The 19988-nt window shown below is 41.9% G+C and carries 15 protein-coding genes; 5 read left to right on the forward strand and 10 right to left on the reverse strand.

What is annotated here, in order from left to right:
- Positions 1-23 precede the first annotated feature (23 nt).
- Positions 24-560, reverse strand: a complete 537-nt coding sequence (locus tag SJ2017_RS21820) for a prepilin-type N-terminal cleavage/methylation domain-containing protein (RefSeq protein WP_080914839.1) — start codon at positions 558-560, stop codon at positions 24-26.
- Between the two features lie 478 nt (positions 561-1038).
- Between SJ2017_RS21820 and SJ2017_RS03030 the strand changes: the two genes are divergently transcribed.
- Together SJ2017_RS03030 and SJ2017_RS03035 are read left to right on the forward strand one after the other, a co-directional pair.
- The gene (locus SJ2017_RS03030; RefSeq protein WP_080914840.1) at positions 1039-3870 is read left to right on the forward strand and encodes a hypothetical protein; all 2832 of its coding nucleotides are present in this window, start codon (positions 1039-1041) and stop codon (positions 3868-3870) included.
- A 169-nt stretch (positions 3871-4039) separates the two neighbouring features.
- Positions 4040-6754, forward strand: a complete 2715-nt coding sequence (locus SJ2017_RS03035; RefSeq protein WP_244899763.1) for a TonB-dependent receptor domain-containing protein — start codon at positions 4040-4042, stop codon at positions 6752-6754.
- Between the two features lie 285 nt (positions 6755-7039).
- Here the strand turns inward: SJ2017_RS03035 and SJ2017_RS03040 are convergent, their stop codons facing one another.
- From SJ2017_RS03040 to SJ2017_RS03065, 6 genes are all read right to left on the reverse strand, one after another.
- Positions 7040-8974: a B12-binding domain-containing radical SAM protein gene (locus tag SJ2017_RS03040; protein WP_080917372.1), complete on the reverse strand. Its 1935-nt coding sequence runs from the start codon at positions 8972-8974 to the stop codon at positions 7040-7042.
- Positions 8975-9457: 483 nt separating this feature from the next.
- Complete coding sequence (locus SJ2017_RS03045) at positions 9458-10198, reverse strand: cupin domain-containing protein (RefSeq protein ID WP_080914841.1); 741 nt, start codon at positions 10196-10198, stop codon at positions 9458-9460.
- 266 nt (positions 10199-10464) lie between these two features.
- Positions 10465-11544: a hypothetical protein gene (locus SJ2017_RS03050; RefSeq protein ID WP_156003120.1), complete on the reverse strand. Its 1080-nt coding sequence runs from the start codon at positions 11542-11544 to the stop codon at positions 10465-10467.
- A gap of 170 nt (positions 11545-11714) precedes the next feature.
- Positions 11715-12845, reverse strand: a complete 1131-nt coding sequence (locus SJ2017_RS03055; RefSeq protein WP_119967721.1) for a porin family protein — start codon at positions 12843-12845, stop codon at positions 11715-11717.
- 42 nt (positions 12846-12887) lie between these two features.
- A complete protein-coding gene (locus tag SJ2017_RS03060; RefSeq protein WP_080914842.1) occupies positions 12888-13256 on the reverse strand; it encodes a cytochrome c3 family protein in 369 nt (122 codons plus the stop codon).
- Between the two features lie 11 nt (positions 13257-13267).
- Entirely contained in the window at positions 13268-14779 is a 1512-nt protein-coding gene (locus SJ2017_RS03065) for a flavocytochrome c (protein WP_080914843.1), read from the reverse strand.
- Between the two features lie 322 nt (positions 14780-15101).
- On the opposite strand from SJ2017_RS03065, the gene SJ2017_RS03070 reads away from it, so the two are divergent.
- The gene (locus SJ2017_RS03070) at positions 15102-15878 is read left to right on the forward strand and encodes a TetR/AcrR family transcriptional regulator (RefSeq protein ID WP_055022771.1); all 777 of its coding nucleotides are present in this window, start codon (positions 15102-15104) and stop codon (positions 15876-15878) included.
- A 34-nt stretch (positions 15879-15912) separates the two neighbouring features.
- On the opposite strand, the gene SJ2017_RS03075 is transcribed toward SJ2017_RS03070, so the two are convergent.
- Positions 15913-16512, reverse strand: a complete 600-nt coding sequence (locus SJ2017_RS03075; protein ID WP_244899764.1) for a protein tyrosine phosphatase family protein — start codon at positions 16510-16512, stop codon at positions 15913-15915.
- 8 nt (positions 16513-16520) lie between these two features.
- Positions 16521-17537 carry an aldo/keto reductase gene (locus SJ2017_RS03080; protein WP_080914844.1) on the reverse strand — a complete coding sequence of 339 codons (1017 nt, stop codon included), beginning with the start codon at positions 17535-17537 and terminating at the stop codon, positions 16521-16523.
- A gap of 250 nt (positions 17538-17787) precedes the next feature.
- Between SJ2017_RS03080 and SJ2017_RS03085 the strand changes: the two genes are divergently transcribed.
- Positions 17788-19062 (forward strand): glycerophosphodiester phosphodiesterase family protein, encoded by a 1275-nt coding sequence (locus SJ2017_RS03085; protein WP_080917377.1) that lies wholly within the window; start codon positions 17788-17790, stop codon positions 19060-19062.
- 63 nt (positions 19063-19125) lie between these two features.
- Here the strand turns inward: SJ2017_RS03085 and SJ2017_RS03090 are convergent, their stop codons facing one another.
- Complete coding sequence (locus tag SJ2017_RS03090; RefSeq protein ID WP_080914845.1) at positions 19126-19473, reverse strand: DUF4156 domain-containing protein; 348 nt, start codon at positions 19471-19473, stop codon at positions 19126-19128.
- A gap of 118 nt (positions 19474-19591) precedes the next feature.
- Here SJ2017_RS03090 and SJ2017_RS03095 point away from each other — a divergent pair, with 118 nt between their 5' ends.
- Positions 19592-19912: a GRAM domain-containing protein gene (locus tag SJ2017_RS03095; protein ID WP_065109743.1), complete on the forward strand. Its 321-nt coding sequence runs from the start codon at positions 19592-19594 to the stop codon at positions 19910-19912.
- The last annotated feature ends 76 nt before the right edge of the window (positions 19913-19988 follow it).

The raw sequence follows: 19988 nt of genomic DNA on the forward strand, positions 1-19988 counted from the left end.
ATACCTAATAAGCACATTGATGGTTAACAGCCAGTGATATCGACCGTTAATGTGTAGGTCGTTGCTGAGCCACCAGTGCCAGTCGGTTCAATATAACGTACATGGCAGTTAATTGTCTCATCATCTAAATCATAGCCGTAGCGCACATTTGATGAGCCTACTTCTACGTTTGGTGTACAACTTCCACTACCAAAACAAAAGTCTATCTCAGAGCCGATTTCTAGCATTTGCGGTAACCCGCCGCCATCATTTTCACCAAAGGCTTCTGGGTAGCCCAGTTTCATCTCTATTACTTCGCCGTTGTAATCAATCAAACTGCGGTCATCTTTTTCGACGCCATCAATAGCAGCGCGTGAATAGGCTAAATCAAGTGAAGATTGAATCGCGGCTTTTACCCCTTGTACGGTCGCGATTTTTGCATCACTTTGAAGGTTAATAAATTTAGGTGCAGCAATAACAGCGAGGACCCCTAAAGTAATGATAACAATCACTAATTCAATTAACGTAAAGCCTTTAGTGCTTGTGAGTTTAATTGAGCCTGAGGTTGAGTTAATCGCCATCTTTTGTCCTTTAAAGTGAATTAACAGCTTGTTTATTAGGGGTTACTTATGTCTTGTATGGTAAAACACATTGACTAAGGTGCATAAGAAAAACTTAAATTAACCTATTTAGGATAGTAAATCCTCCCCTATTTTGATTGCTAATCTGTGACTTTTTATTGTCATATTGCTTCAATATTTCGTGTAAATAGAGTTAAAAAAGCCTGCTGTTTTTCGGTTTTTGGGTCCAATTATAGTTTGCTCACCCCCTCCTGAATAATTACTTTTGGCGACCTTGGTGAAATATTTGTTAAATATGTGACTAATAAATATCAAATGTTTCTATGTGTAAGTCATTGTTTTTAAGTAATTTTAATATTCCCTTCATTATTCTGAAATCTTGTTGTCACTTAGGCGAAGTCTTTTTGTCATTTTTGCAGGTTAATTTGTCGACCAGCCAAATTACTTAACACGCTTAATTCCGTCCTCGGAGATGACAATGGAACTGAAAAACATTTTTAAACTTAACGCTGTATCTGCTGCACTTTCTGCAACCTTATTACTTGCAGGTTGTGGTGGTGATATTAATATCGATACAGGTTCAGACACTGAAACGCCAACAACTCCAGATACGCCAACGACTCCTGACGTATCAGATCAAGAAGCGGCTTACGGTGGATTTGCTGAGAAGAGTGCAACAATTGCTGCAATCGACGGTAAAGAAGTTTGGGTATTATCTGGCACACTTGCTCCTTCAACAGGGGCGTCAACGGTTAACGTTGGTGGTCAAGACGGTGACAAGATTATCCTAGGCAATGATGTTGTTTGGATGCTTGATAGCGCAGTTATCGCTGGTGGTGATAAAGCTGATTCAGTTGAGCTATCTGTCATGGCGGGCACTAAAATTGTAGGTGGAAGCGAGTCTTACCTAGTGATTAGCCGTGACTCTAAAATTATGGCAGAAGGTACTGCTGAAGCGCCTATCGTGTTTACATCATTGGAATCTGCACTGGGTCAAGAAGGCCAAGCGGGTCAGTGGGGCGGTTTAGTATTACTTGGTAACGCACCGGTTAACTCTTGTCCTGATTTAACAAGTTGTGATGCCGCTTTTGAAGTTGGCAGTCACAGTTACGGTGGCGATGACACAGAAGATAACTCGGGTGTTATCCAGTATGTTCGTGTTGAGTTTGGTGGCTTTAAAATCAACGACACACAAGAAATGAATGGTATTAGCTTTGCCGCAGTCGGTGCGGGCACCACAGTTGACCATATTCAAATTCATAAAAATAACGATGATGGTGTTGAATTTTGGGGCGGTAACGTTTCGCTTTCACACGTAGTGTTAACTGAAAACTTTGATGATTCGTTAGATTGGACTAACGGTTGGCAAGGTAGTGCACAACACGTTTATATTCGCCAAGAAGATAATGGCTCTAACCGTGGTATTGAAGCTGACAGTAACAGCAGTGCAGAAGCTGAACCACAATCTCGTCCTGCGTTAGCTAACTTTACTATTCAAGTGGCTAACGGTACTAACAGTGGCGGTGACGATGCTGAAGGTATTTTATTCCGTAAAGGTACAGCAGTAGATGCTTACAACATGCTTGTAAAAGGTGATGTTGATTCTGGTGAATGTTTAGAAGTTAACGATGACAACACAGTAACCACTGCTGAAGCGGGTAACTTAAACATGCAACACAGCTTAATTGATTGTGTTGAGCCGTTTAAAGATGCCAAACCTGATGCGGATGAAGGTCGTGAGTTAGCACTTGATGTTGAGCAATGGTTCCTAGAGCAAGATGGTAACTTAGCTGGTGCATCTGATTTATCAGGTTATATGCCTAATTCATCATCAGTCGCACTGACTGGTGGCGCTGCAGATTTAGCTAATATGGATGACCGTTTAGTTGATGCGCAGTACATTGGTGCTTTCGATGGCACAACTGACTGGACTACAGGTTGGACGACAGCTATTCACGAAGATGCTGCGCCTGCACCGACTGAACTGCCAGTATTAACATCTTGTCCTGTTGGCACAACGTCAGAAGAAGTGGTAGCTGGGCTTTATAAAGATGCTAGCGTCACTTTAGTGTGTTCAATTCAAGGCAATATCACTTCAAATACCACGCTACTTGCTGGTCAAAACGTGATGTACAAAGTGGATGGTGGCGCGGTCGTTGTAGGTGGTGATAACACTGATTCTGCAACGTTAGCCATTCAAGCTGGTACGCAAATTTTTGCTACAGATAACAGCTACATTGCGATTAGCCGTGGCTCAAAAATCATGGCGCAAGGCAGTGCAGAACACCCAATCGTGATGACTTCACAGCAAGATGTGATTGCTGGTGCTGAAGGTGAGCGTGGTCAATGGGGTGGTTTAGTGTTACTGGGTAACGGCGAAACCAATACTTGTCCTGATAAAAATGCATGTGACGCTTCATTCGAAGTTGGCGATTTCCCATACGGCGGTAACGACAACACAGATAACAGTGGTCAAATTAGCTATGTGGTTGTTAAGTATGCTGGCTTTAAAGTAAATGATACCCAAGAAATGAACGGCATCTCGTTCGCTGCAGTGGGCAGTGGTACGCAAGTAGATCACATTCAAGTTCATGCGAATGGCGATGATGGTGTCGAGTTCTGGGGTGGTGCGGTCAATCTTAAATATGTTTACCTAACCGACAACTTCGATGACAGCTTAGATTGGACTAACGGCTGGCAGGGTAAAGCACAATACGTGTATATCACTCATGAAGATGGTCAAGCTAACCGTGGTTTTGAAGGCGATAGCCACAAAGGCGCTGACGATACGCCGGTTTCAAATCCTACTATTTCTAACGTGACGATTCTGCCTGGTACCGATATTGAAAATGCCAGTGGCGACAAAGGTGAAGGCATTATCCTTCGTGTTGCAACGGCAGCTTCAATTCACAACTTATTGATTCAAGGTCGTAAAGGGTCAACCTCTGATACTGAGTCGGGCGAGTGTCTAGAGCTAGACGGGACTTATGCAGGTCTTGTGGACAATGTTAACGATGGGTCATTAATGATTTCTCACTCAGTTATCGATTGTAACGAGCCATTCAAGTACAGCTCTGATAATGCAGCCACAACGGATGCTGTTGATACAGAAGCATGGTTCCTTGCTCAAACGGGTAACTCAGCACAAGCAGTAACATTAACAGATGGCATGCCAGCAGGTACTGACACAGTATTGCTAGGTACAGGTCTGGATATGAGTACTGAAGACAGTTTCTTCGAATCAACTGACTACATCGGTGCATTCGACGGTCAAACTGACTGGCGTGAAGGTTGGGCATTTATCAAGTAACTAAAGAGGTTACTTGCTAAGCCCTAAACATCAGGGAGCACCTCCCTGATGTTGCATAAGCGCTCAGTAAGACTCAATTACTGAGCGCTTTTTAAAGTTTGACCAATGAATTAATAAGTTTCTTATCTGCCATTGATACCGTAGACATAAGAGTCAAAGCGATATCGAGATGGCGCTACCTGAACTGTGGACAGGATTGAAAAACGCTATGAAAACCAAGCCGAGTTTTATCGCTAACAAGCTAAGCCTAGCTGTTGTAACTGCTATTTCAGCAGCTTCACTTTTTACAACATTGCCTGCTTACTCGGAAGAAACACCTGAAGTTGATGCAGGTGAAGATTTCCCAATTGAAGTTATTGCTGTTACTGGTCGTTTACGTACCTCTGCGTCAGCTGCTGTTGAAGAACGCCGTGAACAGCCAACGGTTGTGGACATCATGGGAGCTGAACAAATTTCCCGTACTGGTGACAGTGACGCCGCAGCGGCGCTTCGTCGTGTAACAGGATTAACCCTGAAAGATGGCAAGTTTATTTATGTACGTGGTTTAGGTGAACGTTATTCAAGTACTTCTTTAAATGGTGCGGTTGTACCATCACCAGACCCTACTCGTAACGTAGTTCCGCTGGATATGTTCCCAGCGTCGATTATTGAATCACTGTCGGTTCAAAAAGCGAGTACCGCAAGTACGCCAGCTGCTTTTGGTGGTGGGCATGTTGATATTCGAACTAAATCTATTCCAGCTGATTTTTTCTTCAAAGCATCAATCGGTGGTCGTTACAACACTAATGATTCAGATGACACATATACCTATAACGGTGGCGACGATGATTGGTTGGGTCAAGACGACGGCACACGCGCCATGCCAAGTAGCATTAATGATGTCACTAATATGTATGGCGGCATTAGTCCAATTGATATCGTGACCGGCTCAAATGGCACCGTTACCTTTCCTGAAGCGCAAGCGATTAACCGTGGTTTAGCCAGTGATATGTACCGTGATATGACGATATACACCGAAGGCACAGATCCTGGCTTACGCGGAAACATCGCCATTGGTGATCGCTGGGATATCACTGACGATATTATTTTTGGTGCCATGACAGCTGTGTCTTATAAAGAACAAGCAGAAAACTACACCAAAACCGAAGTTGAACTAGCGGGTGATGCTGATAACGTTCAAATCGAAAACGCTAAAGATGTGATGGGAACTGACTCAATTGTGCAGATGTCAGGCATGTTGAATTTAGGTTTAGAAATTGGCTACGACCATAAAATTGAAACCTTCTCAACTTACTTACGTGATACCTCAGATGACGTGTCAGTGGCCATCGAAGAAACCATCGATACCATTTCAGAGCCTAACGCACTGCAGGTTTATGATGTGTCTTATGAAGAGCGTAACCTTATCAGTAATCAAATTAAAGGGACGCACTTCCTTGAGTACCTGTGGGATTTAGAAGCCAATTGGATGTATTCCAATGCCAGCTCAAAACGTTATGCACCTAACGAGCTGTCTTACACTTACAACGTTGTTTTTGACGATGCTAACAACATGACAAGTCGTAACTTGAATACACAAGATGCGCCAAAGTATGTCTATAGTCGTCTTGATGATAATACTGAAAATTACAAAATCGACTTAGCATTGCCGATTGAATTTGGTGATGCAAATATTCTTAAAATTAGCGGTGGTTACGAATACTTTGAACGTACTCGTGAAAGCTATGCGACCCGTTTAGGTTTCGATGTGGGCTTAAGCCCAACAGATCCTAATGGCGACATTTTATCGAGTGATTTTGACAAGATTTTCTCAGATGAAAACATCGCTAACGATACATTAGATTTAGAATTAAAAGACGCATCGACCGATACCGAAGACTATGTAGCAGCAGAAATGATTGATGCTGGTTTCGTTAACTTTGATTTTGATTTTGATGATGTATGGCGCTTTGTTGCGGGTGTGCGTTATGAAGACTTCCGTCGTGTCACTCTACCATTAACTCCAGATGGCGAAATCTCTGATGAAAGCGGTCGTTATGACATTGAAGATTATGCGATAGCAGAAGATGGATGGTTCCCGTCGATGTCGTTAACGTGGAAGTCATCAGATCAAAGCCAGTGGCGTCTCGGGGCGAGTAAAACATTGGTTCGTCCTGATTTACGTGAAGTGGCGCCAGTTCGATTCCAAGATCCAGTGACTGGATTCGATTTCTTTGGTAACCCAGAGCTAGAAAGTTCAGATATCTACAACTTAGATTTACGTTGGGAATACTACTCAGATGACGGTGCAAACTTAAGTGTTGGTGGTTTCTATAAAGACGTTGATGCGCCGATTGAAGCGATTCAACGTATTTCAGAAGCGGGTCGTCAGCTTAAGTTTTATAACGCAGAATCGGGTGTCATATACGGTATTGAAACAGAGTTCTTACATGACCTTGGCTTTATTGGTCGTGAAGGTGGATTCTGGGAAGACTTCTTTGTGGCTGGTAACGTGACCTTAAGTGATTCAGAAATTGAAATTCTAGGTAATGGTGAAATTGACCCAACCAACAATAAGCGCCGTATGACAGGCCATTCAGAGTGGGTTGCTAACATGCAATTAAGCTTTGATTCTCCTGATGAATCTCACAGTGCCACACTGGTTTATAACGTATTTGGAGAGCGTATTGCCTACGGTGGTCGTGGTGGATTAGATGATGTCTACGAGCAACCTTTCCACAGCTTAGATTTTACTTACAGCTTCTTACCTACAGAAAGTTTTGGAGTGAAATTTAAAGTGAAGAATATCCTTGGTGAAACAACAGAGTACGACCAGCAAGATGTGGTGGTATATGCAAAAGAGCCAGGAACAGAATTTACCTTACAGTTTAATTACGAGTATTAATGGGTAATTAGCAAGGTAAACCAAGTACGGGCTATTGGCATTTTTACTCATCCTTTAAATGCCAATAGCTGTGTACATAGTGTGAGGTGCAATATGACTTCTGGAACAAGTTAAATTGGTTATGCCGAACACGTTTATTTAAGACAAATGTAAGACCAGTGCAATTGTTAACGGTATTACTTCATCCTTTTACTTTTATCAATGTGCGAGGCCACTTTCTTCTGGAACAAGAAAGTGGCCATTTTTATAGTTAGCTTTGGTAAATTAACTGCGCTTTAGCAGCAGTTAAGCTTGGTTGCTGTCAATAAAGTTACTGATAGCCTTTGAGATTAAATCTTTTTTCATTTGAGTTTTTGCAACAGGTTGATCAAACCAAAAACTCATTGGCTGATCAAAACCAATACCATGCATGTAGTTGTAAATAGCCTTTCGTAAGCCTTCACCTAGCATTTCATGATCGGTATTGGTTGGGTCTGTAAACTCGACATCATTTTCGGCAAACAAAATTTCAGGCCGTTCGGCCAATGTAATTCCAAATTGGTCTGGGTTCATACCGATAGGGCTGTGGACTGTTGCGACAAAACGATGCCAGTACGCCGATTGAAAACAACCTTGAGCCATCATTTGACGAACCATTTCGAGCGAATCAACGGTTTCTTGTTCGGTTTGTGTAGGAAAGCCATACATGAGATAGGCGTGCACCATAATGCCTGCATCGCTAAATGATTTAGTGACTTGTGCAACTCGTTCAACACTGACACCTTTCTTCATGAGTTTTAGTAGTCTGTCTGATGCTACCTCTAAGCCGCCGCTCACAGCAATACAACCAGAGTCGGCAAGTAATTGGCAGCGAGCTTGGCTAAAGGTTCTTTCAAAACGAATATTACCCCACCAACTGATCACTACATTTCGCTCAATAAGGCGTTTGGCAAATGCAAATAAGGTTTTTGGTGGCAGGGCTTCATCAACAAAGTGAAATCCTGTTTGGCCTGTTTCTTCAATTAACTGTTCGATGCGATCCACTAAAATATCAGCGCCTGCAGTATCGTAGCGATCGATGTAGTCGAGACTAACATCGCAAAAACTACATTTACGCCAGTAGCAACCGTGGGCAATGGTTAACTTATTCCAACGTCCATCACTCCAAATTCGGTGCATCGGGTTAAGCATTTCGCACAAAGACAAGTATTCATCTAAGGGGAGGCCATCATAAATTGGCGCGCCCACATTGACTTGTGGAATATCGTGCAAGGCAGTATTTTCGTTAAAATGCACATACGGATGACCATGCTCATCTTCTGCGAGAAAATACGTTCGGACTAAATCGTCGACTTCCCGCTGACCTTGAAAATATTCAAGTAAGGTCAGAAAAGGGCGCTCGCCATCATCAAGACAAATAAAATCTACAAATTCAAATACACGAGGATCTTTCAGAGCACGTAGCTCTGTATTAATAAAGCCGCCACCAAGTACGACTGGTAACTCAGGGTTAATGGCTTTACAGGTTTGCGCAATACGCAGTGCGCCAAGCATATTGCCAGGAAACGGTACCGTTAATGCAACCACACTTGGCTGAGTATCTTCAAGATAATGCTCAACCAGTTGTTCTAGAATCTCTGAGCTGAAAGTGGGCTCATCCATTAAGGTGTCGTAGAGGTTATCAAAGCTTGGATTCGCTGCAGCAAGTTGCTCGCCATAGCGGCTGACTTCAAAGTAAGGATCAACCCCTTGAGTAATGACATTGGAAAGATCATTAATAAATAATGTGGCTAAATACTTGGCTTTATCTTGTACGCCTAAGTTACCGAAGGCTGCTTGGAGAACATCGCCAGAAACGGCTTCCATCTGCGCAATGGCATCAAAAGCTGGGCCTTCAGGTAAAAATCGTCGTGAGTTGATCCGTAGCGCTAAACTAGGATCTTTGCCTTGTAAAAAACGGATCGCAGCTTCAACACACTGATGATAACGTTCAAATTCTGCTAAAAATGCATGTACTGCAGGTGGGAGTTCATCGTCTTCAAAATGCTCGAAATTTGCTTCTACATGTTGACGAATAATTTCCAGTGCCGGGGCGGTCATCATTTCTAAAAACAGCTCAATGGCAGGATCTCGTTGCACCGCTTCATAGCCCTGAGAGCGAAGGAACCCGGTTAAATAGGCCGTCGCTGGATAAGGCGTATTTAGCTGGGTCATGGGTGGGGTCATTAGAAGTACGGTCATAGCCTGCCTTTGAATAATAAAACTTTGCTGCTTTTCTAGCATAGTCATAACACAAGCCCTTAGTAAGTTTTTGAGTTATACATAGCCGCAAAGTCAGGCAGCCGATACAGTTGCCATCAATAATCGAGGGATTCTAGCAAATGCGCTAAAGGGGTTCTACTTCAAGATGAAAGTGGTGGCGAGTCAATGGGAGTTTACTGATTAAAAAAATGGATTAGCTGATATAACCAATTGCTAGTGAGTATATTATTAATAGTGATTACAGCGACTTGAATTTTAGAGCTGAATGCTTTTATTTAATAACAAGGGGTAAAGTTAATCCTTGTTGAATTTATATTTAAGGCGCTTGGTTTTAAGACTGTGAGATATTATTTGGGGGACAAGTTGTTGAACGAGTTTTATATAAGAGAATGTAACGGCCAAATATAAATAATAGACCAACTTAGGATATATAAGCTGGCCTATTTTATATTGACGATTTAATTATTTTTTAAAGAATGCTTCGTTAGTGCCATATGGGCCTAAGTTAAGATCGCGCTTACGAATTTCATCAACACGATCAAATGCTTCCTCTGCAGCGTGAAGGTTTTTCACATCACGACGCCAGTAATATTTGAAACCATTAAAGTTAGCATTGTTTGGGTACCAGTAGAATACACCAAGCCCTTCATCATCAAGGATTGGAGTGTTATGGATGGCATTACCCGGAATATAAAAGTACTGTCCTTTCTTTAATGGTTGGAACGTATTTTGAGTTAATGTTTTACTGCCGCCGTTGACCACGTAGTAACATTCAGGTTGTCCGTGGAAGTGAGGCTCATGATCAGATTTACCACCATTAGTAATACCAATAACCATTGGCGAGTCTGCTAGATCTTTCCAGATGTAACCCACTGGAGAGTTCGCTACGTCGCAGTTTTTTGCTTCAAGTACGTTACCTTCATCATCCAATGTTTTACAAAAACGTTGATCTTTAGCGATGCTGTCATTTGCTTGAATAGTATTAAAGTCAATTTTACCCGCTTCCCAATCGGCAATGTATGCTTCAATTTCTGGGTTACTACATTGCACTGGCATCGTGTCTTGTGGTGCATGCACACTGCTGTCAAATGGGACTGGTGTCATTTGTTGGTAAGGGAGCTGTGCATGGTTACATTGAGGACCTTGTGCAACAGCAGCTGTTGATGCTAGCGCAGCAATACCAAAAATCATCTTTAATTTCATTGTTAATCCTATTTAGAACTGTGATATTTGAATGTTAAATTCGTTTTTTATTAATATGTTTTTACTATAAATACAAAAAGGTAAATTAAAGGTGAAATAGATCACGTACCTTTTTCAGTGACAATTTTATTCGTGACAGCTATCGCGATTTTTTATTAATTGAGAATATCTTCAAATAATCTATTTAATTGGGTTTTATGTTTACAAATAATAAAAACACACGTTAATGCTTTTATTATTTTGTTAATTGCAGCAAGACTTAATCATTATTGAAAAGAAAACTGCATACTGAGCTGCAAGTATTGCGATTGACCGTTTTCAACAAGCTCAGTGCTTTCTAACCTAGCTTTGTCATTGATGGCATATTGGCCCACCTCGACACCGACACTGAGTTCGGGTGTTAGGTTAGTGAATAAATTCACGCCCACAAGGGTCCGTCGGCTGCGTTGTACTTCGGTAGCGGTATGACCGATAAACAGGCTAGTGCGCCAGTTGTGATCCCAAAAGTGACGATAAGCTGCCATGGCTGACAAGGTGGTTTCTAATTCGCCTTCGATTATGTCTTTTGCAGCATCGGTACCCACATAGCGGCCTAAGTTGCCATAGTGCAATTGAATACGTAAATCGTCTTTGCCGAATGTACGCAGTTTGCCTGCAACTGACATTCCAGTGCTGACTTGCTGGGTCTGATCTGGGTCTAAGTAGCGAATAACACCTGAGGCTGAAACATTACCCCAATTGCCTTTCGTGTTATAACGCACAATAAAATCAGGTACATAATCATTGCGAGTGTCAATCCAGTCTGGCTCATCATTAAGCGATGAACCTGGATTAGTGCCATAGGTATAAGGGTTTTCAAGTGCAAATTGCCAATTATTAAAGGTATAACGTACTAAAGCCTGGCGCACCATGGCTTGGCCAACGAGTGGGCCACCAAGATCTGCGGTTTCTGCAAAAGCTGACGTATTGACTAATGTCGACCAAGTTTGTCCTGCAACGACATCTTGGTATTCAATAAAAGCATGCCTTAATCTCGGGCTGTATGAGTTAGAGATAATGGCATTTCCTTGAGATGAGCCTACAAAGTCAATCTCAATAAAGCCACGAACATCATTAGACGATACGCCAAGGTTTAAGCGACTTTCTTGGGCGCTAAATTGTGTGCGTTGAGTCGGTTCAGATACCGAGCCGCCTCCGGTCCAGCTGTCTTGGAACGCAATATCACCGTTAACATGGCGTGCATTCATTTTAAGAAAACCACCCAGTTCAACTTCCATTGCCTCTGAAAATGGTGCGCAAAAAGCTAAACAGGCACACAAAGGTGTGACAATAATCCGTTTATTCATAGTTAGCGTGTTGGAACGAAATGAGCCCAGTAAAAAGTGATGACAACAAGTGGTCACTTAAAACGGTTGGTTAATAGAAAGAGCACCAGCAAAACGTGGGAGTATGAAAGTGTTTTGCTGATACTCAGTATATTGTCGTTACGCTGGCGTTAATGGCCAGAAGTCATGACTTAGAAGTAATAACCAAAGTTAATGTTGATACGTTTGTCCCAGTCATCTCCGATTTCTGGTAAACCAACATGGTCATTATTTGCCGTTGAGAAGGTCATGTTTTTACCTAAGATGAAGTCAACCATAGTGTAGGTGGCTCCAGCTGCGATAGCACAACCTGTCACGTTTTGCATGCTGTTGTCATAGCTGTCGTCAGCAACGTCAGGGGTCATTAAACCGAAGTCGTTGTAACACTTCACGCTACCAAAGTCAGTGGCGAAAGTTTTAGCTATGTTAGCGCTGTATGCTTGGCCTTTTGAGGCAATTTCGTATTGCCAGCTAACCACTGCGATACCGATTTTATTGTCATCAGCCGAATCGGCAGCGTCATACTCGTATTGCATGGCTTGTAACTGTAGGTTCCATCCTTTATAGGTGCTGTCTAAATGCAGTGCTACAGCATAACGGTCGCCCATGTTGCCTGTTTCACTGTTATAGATTTGACCATATTGAGCTGAACCGCCAAATGTTGTCGAACCACCTTCGTACTCTGCGGTATAGGTTTGTCTGAAGTTAAAACCGTTAGTTTCTTCGTTATGGTATTCAGTGCCATTAATTTCGCCACTGAATAACGAAGCTGAATAACGTTTGTTTTCAGTTGCGCTATAAACCGGGTTTTTGTAGAACGCGATATCAGTATTCCAGCCATTATTGTCGTAAGACGCTTTAATACCCACATCATGGTTATCTTCAAAACCTAGGTAGTATGGTAGGCCAAACCACCAGCTGTTAGAGATAAACTCTGGGTTACCAAAAGGCACTTTGTTGATACCAAACTGCAGTTGCCAATTGGGGTCAATATCATAAAAGCCGTAACCGTATTTGATGTAGTTGCTACCTGATGTAAAACGGTATTCAGCGGCTAAGCCCCAATCCCCTTTTTTACCATCAAACTTAATTGCAGCCATATCAAAATCAAGTTCACCTAACTTGTCTTTATTTGATTCATCGTAGTCTCTGTAAGCGTAATTAACGCGCACAGCACCTCCGATGTTAATACCGTCTTCTTGCTCTTCAGCCATGACATTTACAGAAGACATTGCTACTGCTGTGGCCACCATCGACAACATAAACTTGGCGGTTTTTTTCATTCTCATTTCCCTTTATATACGTAAATTTTTTATATTTTTTATTTACATTTCTTCAAACCAAGTGCGATGACAATCAGCACAAATCGGTGCTTTTTTAGTGTGCTCGCTATGGCAGGCTAAACAGCTTGCCCCTTCGTTGTAATGTAAAGATTTATGCGGATGTGCTTCAGGTACTGCCAAAATTGACTCATCAATTTCAATTGTTTCAACAGTGCCGTGGCAATCCACACAGGCCGCATCTGTGGTATTCGCTTTTGGTGAACCTTGATGACAGGTATTACAGCCATCTTGGTACAACATTTCATGGTTCACTCTGCCTTGGGTTTTCCCTTTGACGGTATAAAGCTCTCCCGCCTGGGCGGTGGCTAAAAACGCTGACGATACAAAAGCGAGTAATAATAATTTTTTCATGGTGATTCAGCCTACAGATCAGATTTAATGGTTTCAGAAACGATGATGCCCATCGCTAAGCACTCTAGACATGACGTTGAGCTCAAGCGGGCTTCACCATGAATACCGCCAGTGGCTTCACCGATGGCATACATTTTTCTGATAGGTTCCATAGTGCGGCCATCTATCACGCGGCCACCTAAATCTGTTTTTAATCCGCCCATGCAGTAATGCACTTTTGGCCAAATTCGTGAGACAACAAATGGACCTGTCAGTACTTCAGCGGTATCCATTTTGCGGTTAAACAAGGGATCTTTTCTGTCAGTAACATGCTGGTTGTATTCTTTTATTGTCTTTTTCAATTCCGCTGCAGGAATATTAAATTGCTTAGCAACGTCATCAAGTGTGTCGAGTTTCCACGCCATTTTGTCGCGTAGTGAACGCACTACACGGTCATCTTCGGCGTAGTTTTCGTAGTTAAACAATACAATCGGGTAGGCTGGACTGTTGTCTGCATAACGATTTTTCATAATGGCTTCTGAACACGTTTTACGGTCAGCACGCTCGTCCATAAAGCGTTTACCATTTAGCACACTGATTGCTGCGCCTTGATGCCAACCAATCGACAACAGGGCATTTGACCAGCCGAAACCACCCTCATCAGGAGAACCCCAATGACCTGTTTGAATAAGATTCATATGCACGGGTAGCGCACCATTGGCCATAGCGGTTAATGTGACTTCGCCTGTCGCGCCATGGGCATTAGTACAATCGAGTGTTGGATCAAGTGAAGGATCGACTGCTTCACGCAGTTTCATGTTTTGGGCAAATCCACCGTGCGCGAGAATAACGGCTTTGTTGGCTTTGATATAGATTGTTTTTCCAGTATTGAGATCTGGGAAGCGATAATTTTTTCTTACCTTAACGCCTACAATTTCTTGACCATCCATAATGAAGTCTTCGATGTAGTGTTGTAAGCGGTATTCAACGCCTTCTTTTTTACCTGCTTCAAACAACTTAGTGGTGATATCACCGCCTGTACCATGTTGGGTTCTAATCGCACGGGCTTTGTTATGTCCGCCCACTTGGATATTAAATCCTTCACGGAATTTAACGCCCGTTTCGATACATAAATCGTAAGAATCAAGAGCACGATCGGCGATCACCTTTAGCATTTCAACGTTTTGCATGCCGCGACCTGAGATGATTTGGTCGTTGACTAACTCTTCTGGTGAGTCATCGTTAATGCCTTGTGCTAATTGGATTGGGTTTTTAGGAATTGCTAACCAGCCACCATTAATGGCTGAGTTACCACCAATAACCTGCATTTTTTCGAGTACAAGTACGCTGCCGACTTGTTGTCTTTTTGCATTAATCGCTGCTGATAGACCAGCAAAACCAGAGCCGACGACGAGTACATCTACTGACTCATCCCAGTTAATTTCATTGCATTGGCGTTGCTGTGCACTTGCTGGCATCGCTGCTGTCAGGCCGCCGATTGCTGCGCCTGCACTTAATTTCAAAAAGTTACGTCTGTTGTGCATTTATCTTTCCTCGCATTTAGATGCGATTAAGATAAACAAATTGAACTAGGCCAAATTTGAATGGCATCACGCTTTTTTTGGGGGGCAATATTATTCGTGAACTGGCTCAAGAACATTGTTCATGAGCTACTGGCTTATCAGCCCTATTTAGCGGGCGAACTTTAGAGGGAGATATCAAAAGTCAGTTAAGTTATGAACTGAATCACAAAGCCTAATAAAACCGGCCCATCAGCGTGAAGTGAATCCCGATTATCTACTGAGTTTATACCTATAAAGTGCAGTAAAGATGATAATTGCGATATTCAAATATTAGGTATTTATTATGAAATGTCCTTCAGAAACCTTGACTCAATTACGATGTGATCAAATTTTAGATGTCGCAGAATTATTGATCGAATCTCAAGGTATAGTGTCATTTAAGTTTTCACAAATTGCTAAGGACGTGGGCTGCTCAACAGGGACACTGTATAAGTTATTTGAGCGCAAAGAAGATGTATTAGTGTGCTTGTTTTTGCGCAGTGCAACATCCAATTATATGCCATTATTTGTACAGAAGAACCCAGAACTGACGGCGCAAGAAAGATTGCTCATGCCGATATTATTTACCTTCGAGACCATTAAAAGAAGCCGCAGCTTTTTTACCTTACGCTCTGTGTCGGTTAATGCGATGATTTGGAAACTGGCCAGTGATGAAAAGGTTAAATTGTTTAAACAACGGATTAATTCATTTTGGCAATGGATGGCTGATGCGGTTCAACTGGCGATTGATAATGGCGAGTTAGTTGCTACTCCTTTGCAAGCCAAAGAGTTGGTTCAAGGCATTGCATTTTATTTGACGGGGTCATTGACACAATTTGAAAGTAAACTGATTTCACCTGAGTTTCTGTCCGATCAATCCACAACTTGTTATCGGCATTTATCGAGATTAATGGCGCAATATCAATGGAAAACGCCACTGAATCATGAGCTATTTACTTGTCTTGAAACTCGCACGGCAGATTTTTTTGAAGCAAATTTTAAAAAGCATCTTAGTTGCAGTTCATGTAAAGCATTATCGATGTCATTGAATGCAAAACAAAGTGGCTGTAACGGCTGTTAATACAACTTCTAGCCACTTTGTATTCGAGTACGGGTTATTGTGGGCTGTACTTGTGTTTTACATCTTCAATCAGTTGTTGCCACTGAGGGTATTTGACAAAGCTTTGTTGTAAGTCTCCCCAAGGAGATAGGGTGTCGTCTAACATTTGCCCTGATACATCGATACCTTGTGTGGCAAGATACAAGTAATAGAATGCTGATGCACGGTAATTTGCCGCACAGTGCACTAAAATAGATTTATCGTTATGGCTGTCCATCACCATAAAGAATTGCTCAACATCCTCGATGGTGGGCTGTTGCCAGTCTACTTCAATATTTTCGTACTTCATTCCTAGATCTGTGACCAATTGAGATTCTTGCGCTAAATAATTGGGATTATTCTTAGGGATCAAATTGATGACAACTTCCACTCCCGCTTGTTGCAAGGTTTTAAATTCCTCAGCCTTAGGTAATCCGGCAGTGATAACTTGCGTATTATTAATTTTAATCGCTTTAATATCATCTAGCTGGCTTGGATCTATCTCAGCCGCAACGGGATTAATTAATGCCAGCGAAACCATAGCTATTAGCGTTGTCATTTTTAAGGCATTAACTCCAAATTTGCTGAGTGTAGCTTGCGATATAAACTGATACATAGTGATTCCTATTCCTTTAGGATGTGGTTGATGGTGGTGATTTCTTGTGGGGTAAAATGGAGGTTGTTGAGTGCATTTACCGAGTCAACAATTTGCGTTGGACGACTCGCACCAATAAGACAGCTTGTTACCGCTTCATTATGTAAGGTCCAAGCTATGGCCATTTGTGCTAACGATTGCTGACGATTTTCTGCCAATGTATTTAATGCCGATACTTTGGATAATTTAGCCGGTGTAAGGTCTTTATCTGCTAAGTAAACTTGATGCTCAAGTGCTGCTCTTGAGTTCTTAGGGATCCCATTTAAATACTTATTGGTTAATACGCCCTGAGCTAATAGTGAGAATACGATTGAACCGACACCTTCATTTTTAAGTACGTCAGTCAGACCATTTTCAATCCAACGATCAAACAGGTTATATCGAGGCTGGTGAATTAATAATGGCGTGCCAAGTTGCCTTAATATCTCAATTGCTTGTTGAGTTTGTTGGGGTTGGTAGTTAGATATTCCCACATACAAAGCACGCCCTGAACGGACGATATAGTCAAGCGCTTGCATGGTTTCTTCTAAGGGGGTGTCAGGATCCATACAGTGGTGATAAAAAATGTCAAAGTAATCTAACCCTGTGCGTTTAAGGCTTTGATCACAGCTGGAAATTAAATACTTACGAGATCCTCCTACACCATATGGCCCAGGCCACATGTCATATCCTGCTTTACTCGATATTAATAATTCATCACGATAATGCTTAAAATCTTGTTGGTAAATGCTGCCAAAACATGACTCGGCAGCACCATAATGAGGGCCATAGTTATTGGCAAGATCAAAGTGAGTTATACCATGATCAAATGCAGTATTAAGCATATGACGGGCGTTACTTTGTGAGTCATTAGCGCCGAAGTTTTGCCATAACCCTAACGACAATTGTGGCAAGCGGATACCGCTACGACCACAAGCTGAGTATGTCATCTTGCTATAGCGCTCTGGCGCAGCAACGTAGAGTGGGTTAGGTTCGTTAGTAATCATTTCTCTTCCTACAAATGAAATGGAGCAGCAGTATTATTTTTAAGCTAATACATTATTACAGTTAGTCTAAAACGTCACCTTAAACAAAAATGTTTATATTGATAAAAACTAATATTGTCATATTTCATTGATTTTATGGTCACACTTCGTCTTTAGCTTAAGCGATTGTTGATTCAGTCATCGACTGAGTTTTTCATTCATATCGATATTAAGTTGTCAGAAGATGGAGCTAAAAATGATTAAGGAAGGGATGCACTTGCATGTGCTAACAAGTTTGTTGATAAGCCTGCTACTTATAACAGGTTGTAATGATGATAATGATACCAATACTGATGCTACAGACGAACAGCAAGTCATAGCGGAACCCATTGTCGTCAGCGTTGGCCCTAGGCCGTCATATCTAGTCGGACAAATGCAAGACAGCGATTTAAAAACACAGCTTGCTCAATGCACGAATAAAACCATGTATCGTCATGATTTTTCTATCGGTCATCGCGGTGCTGCGATGCAATTTCCTGAACATACTAAAGAGTCATATCAAGCGGCAATTGATTCTGGCGCTGGTATCGTAGAATGCGATGTCACTTTTACCCAAGATAAAGAGTTAGTCTGTCGTCATTCGCAATGTGATTTAGCCACTACAACTAATATCTTAGCGATTCCAGAACTGGCAGCAAAATGCTCCGTTCCTTTCAGTCCTGCCGATCTGGTAAATGGTGTGATGGCAACAGCCCAATGTTGTACCAGTGATATTACCTTGGCGGAGTTTAAAACCTTAAAAGGGAAAATGGATGGTGCCAATCCAGCAGCAACAACAGTAGAAGCGTTTATGGATGGCACTGCGAATTGGCGAACAGACTTATACTCGTACCATGGCACATTAATGACTCATGCAGAAAGCATTGAGCTATTTAAAACAGCAGGCGTGCAGATGACTCCTGAACTTAAATCTGCAAGTGTAACCATGCCGTTTGATGGTTTTAGTCAGCAAGATTATGCTCAAAAAATGCTCGATGAGTACGTTGCCGCTGGAGTTAGCCCTGCATTAGTGTATCCGCAATCATTTAACCTTGAAGATGTGAAATATTGGATTGCGAATACGCCAGATTTTGCCGATCAAGCAGTATATCTTGATGATCGCTATGACCTTGCTGATTTTGACCCGCAAAATAACATGACTTGGTCACCAACAATGGACGAGCTTGCTAATGATGGAGTGAAAATCATTGCGCCGCCATTATGGGTACTCGTCACTGTCGATGTGGACAATCAAATTGTACCATCTGCATATGCATTAGCCGCTAAAGCTGCTGGATTAGATATCATCACTTGGACACTTGAGCGTTCAGGCGTGTTATCTGACGGTGCTGGTGGTTGGTATTATCAGTCAATCACGGATGCGATTGATAATGAAGGCGATGCATTTGAGCTGCTGGACGTGTTAGCCAAAGACGTTGGTGTGATTGGTGTGTTCTCTGATTGGCCTGCGACAGTGACTTACTATGCTAACTGCATGGCGCTGTAAATATGACGCTTAACCATAGCGGCTAAATTAGGGCTTAGTAAGGTCTGTATTTGTTAACGAAAACTAATTAGGACAGTCATAAGCATTTGCTACAAAAGTCACTGATGTGGCAAATGCTTTTGGCTTATATAGATAAACAGTATTCGCACCGAGTGTGATGGCTTCATTTCGTAACTGATTAAGCGCACCTTGGGTGAGATCTTTATTTGAAATAAATAAGTAATCGTACCAATGGCCTTGGGATCCCACTAAGGTTCCTTTTAATTCGCAAACGTCCATATCCCCTTGTTCAGACCATAAAATCGCAATAGCTTCAGTTTGAGGGTTTGGGGTCGTTATACAGCCTGTTAGTCCGATAATCATTACCAGTAATAGCGATTTTGTATAGCTAAACGACGGGATATATTTCATTATTTTCTCATTCAATGGCTGTTCAGCTGGAGGAAGCTATACTTATAACGTTAACGCACTGATTAAATTATTCAAGTTGGTTTAGTGGTGATAATAGCTAAATAATATGGAGTGGCAAATGAGCACGCTAGATTTTGGTAATGAAACTATTATTAAATCCACCTTTGCGACAGTGCAAAGTGGTGCTTTTAGCGGTGATGGTCAGCTATCACTGACAGCAACACGTTTGTGTTTCGAAGCGTCGAATAAGATTTTTGAAATGGGCCCTTACGAAATCGACTTAGCCGACATTCATAAAGTTGAAAAGTGCTGGGGCACTGGTGGCGGTGTATTACCCGTGACTGCTGATGCCATTAAAATAGAGCTTAACAATGATAAACATTACAAATTCATGGTGGCAGACTCAGAAGCCTGGATAAACTTGTTATTGCCTAAGTAGAAAAGTGGACAGTATTGTTTGCGATTGAATTCATTGCGAAATAGGCAATAAAAAAGCTGAATCTAGGATTCAGCTT

It is taken from the genome of Shewanella japonica (assembly GCF_002075795.1).
Lineage (GTDB): Bacteria > Pseudomonadota > Gammaproteobacteria > Enterobacterales > Shewanellaceae > Shewanella > Shewanella japonica.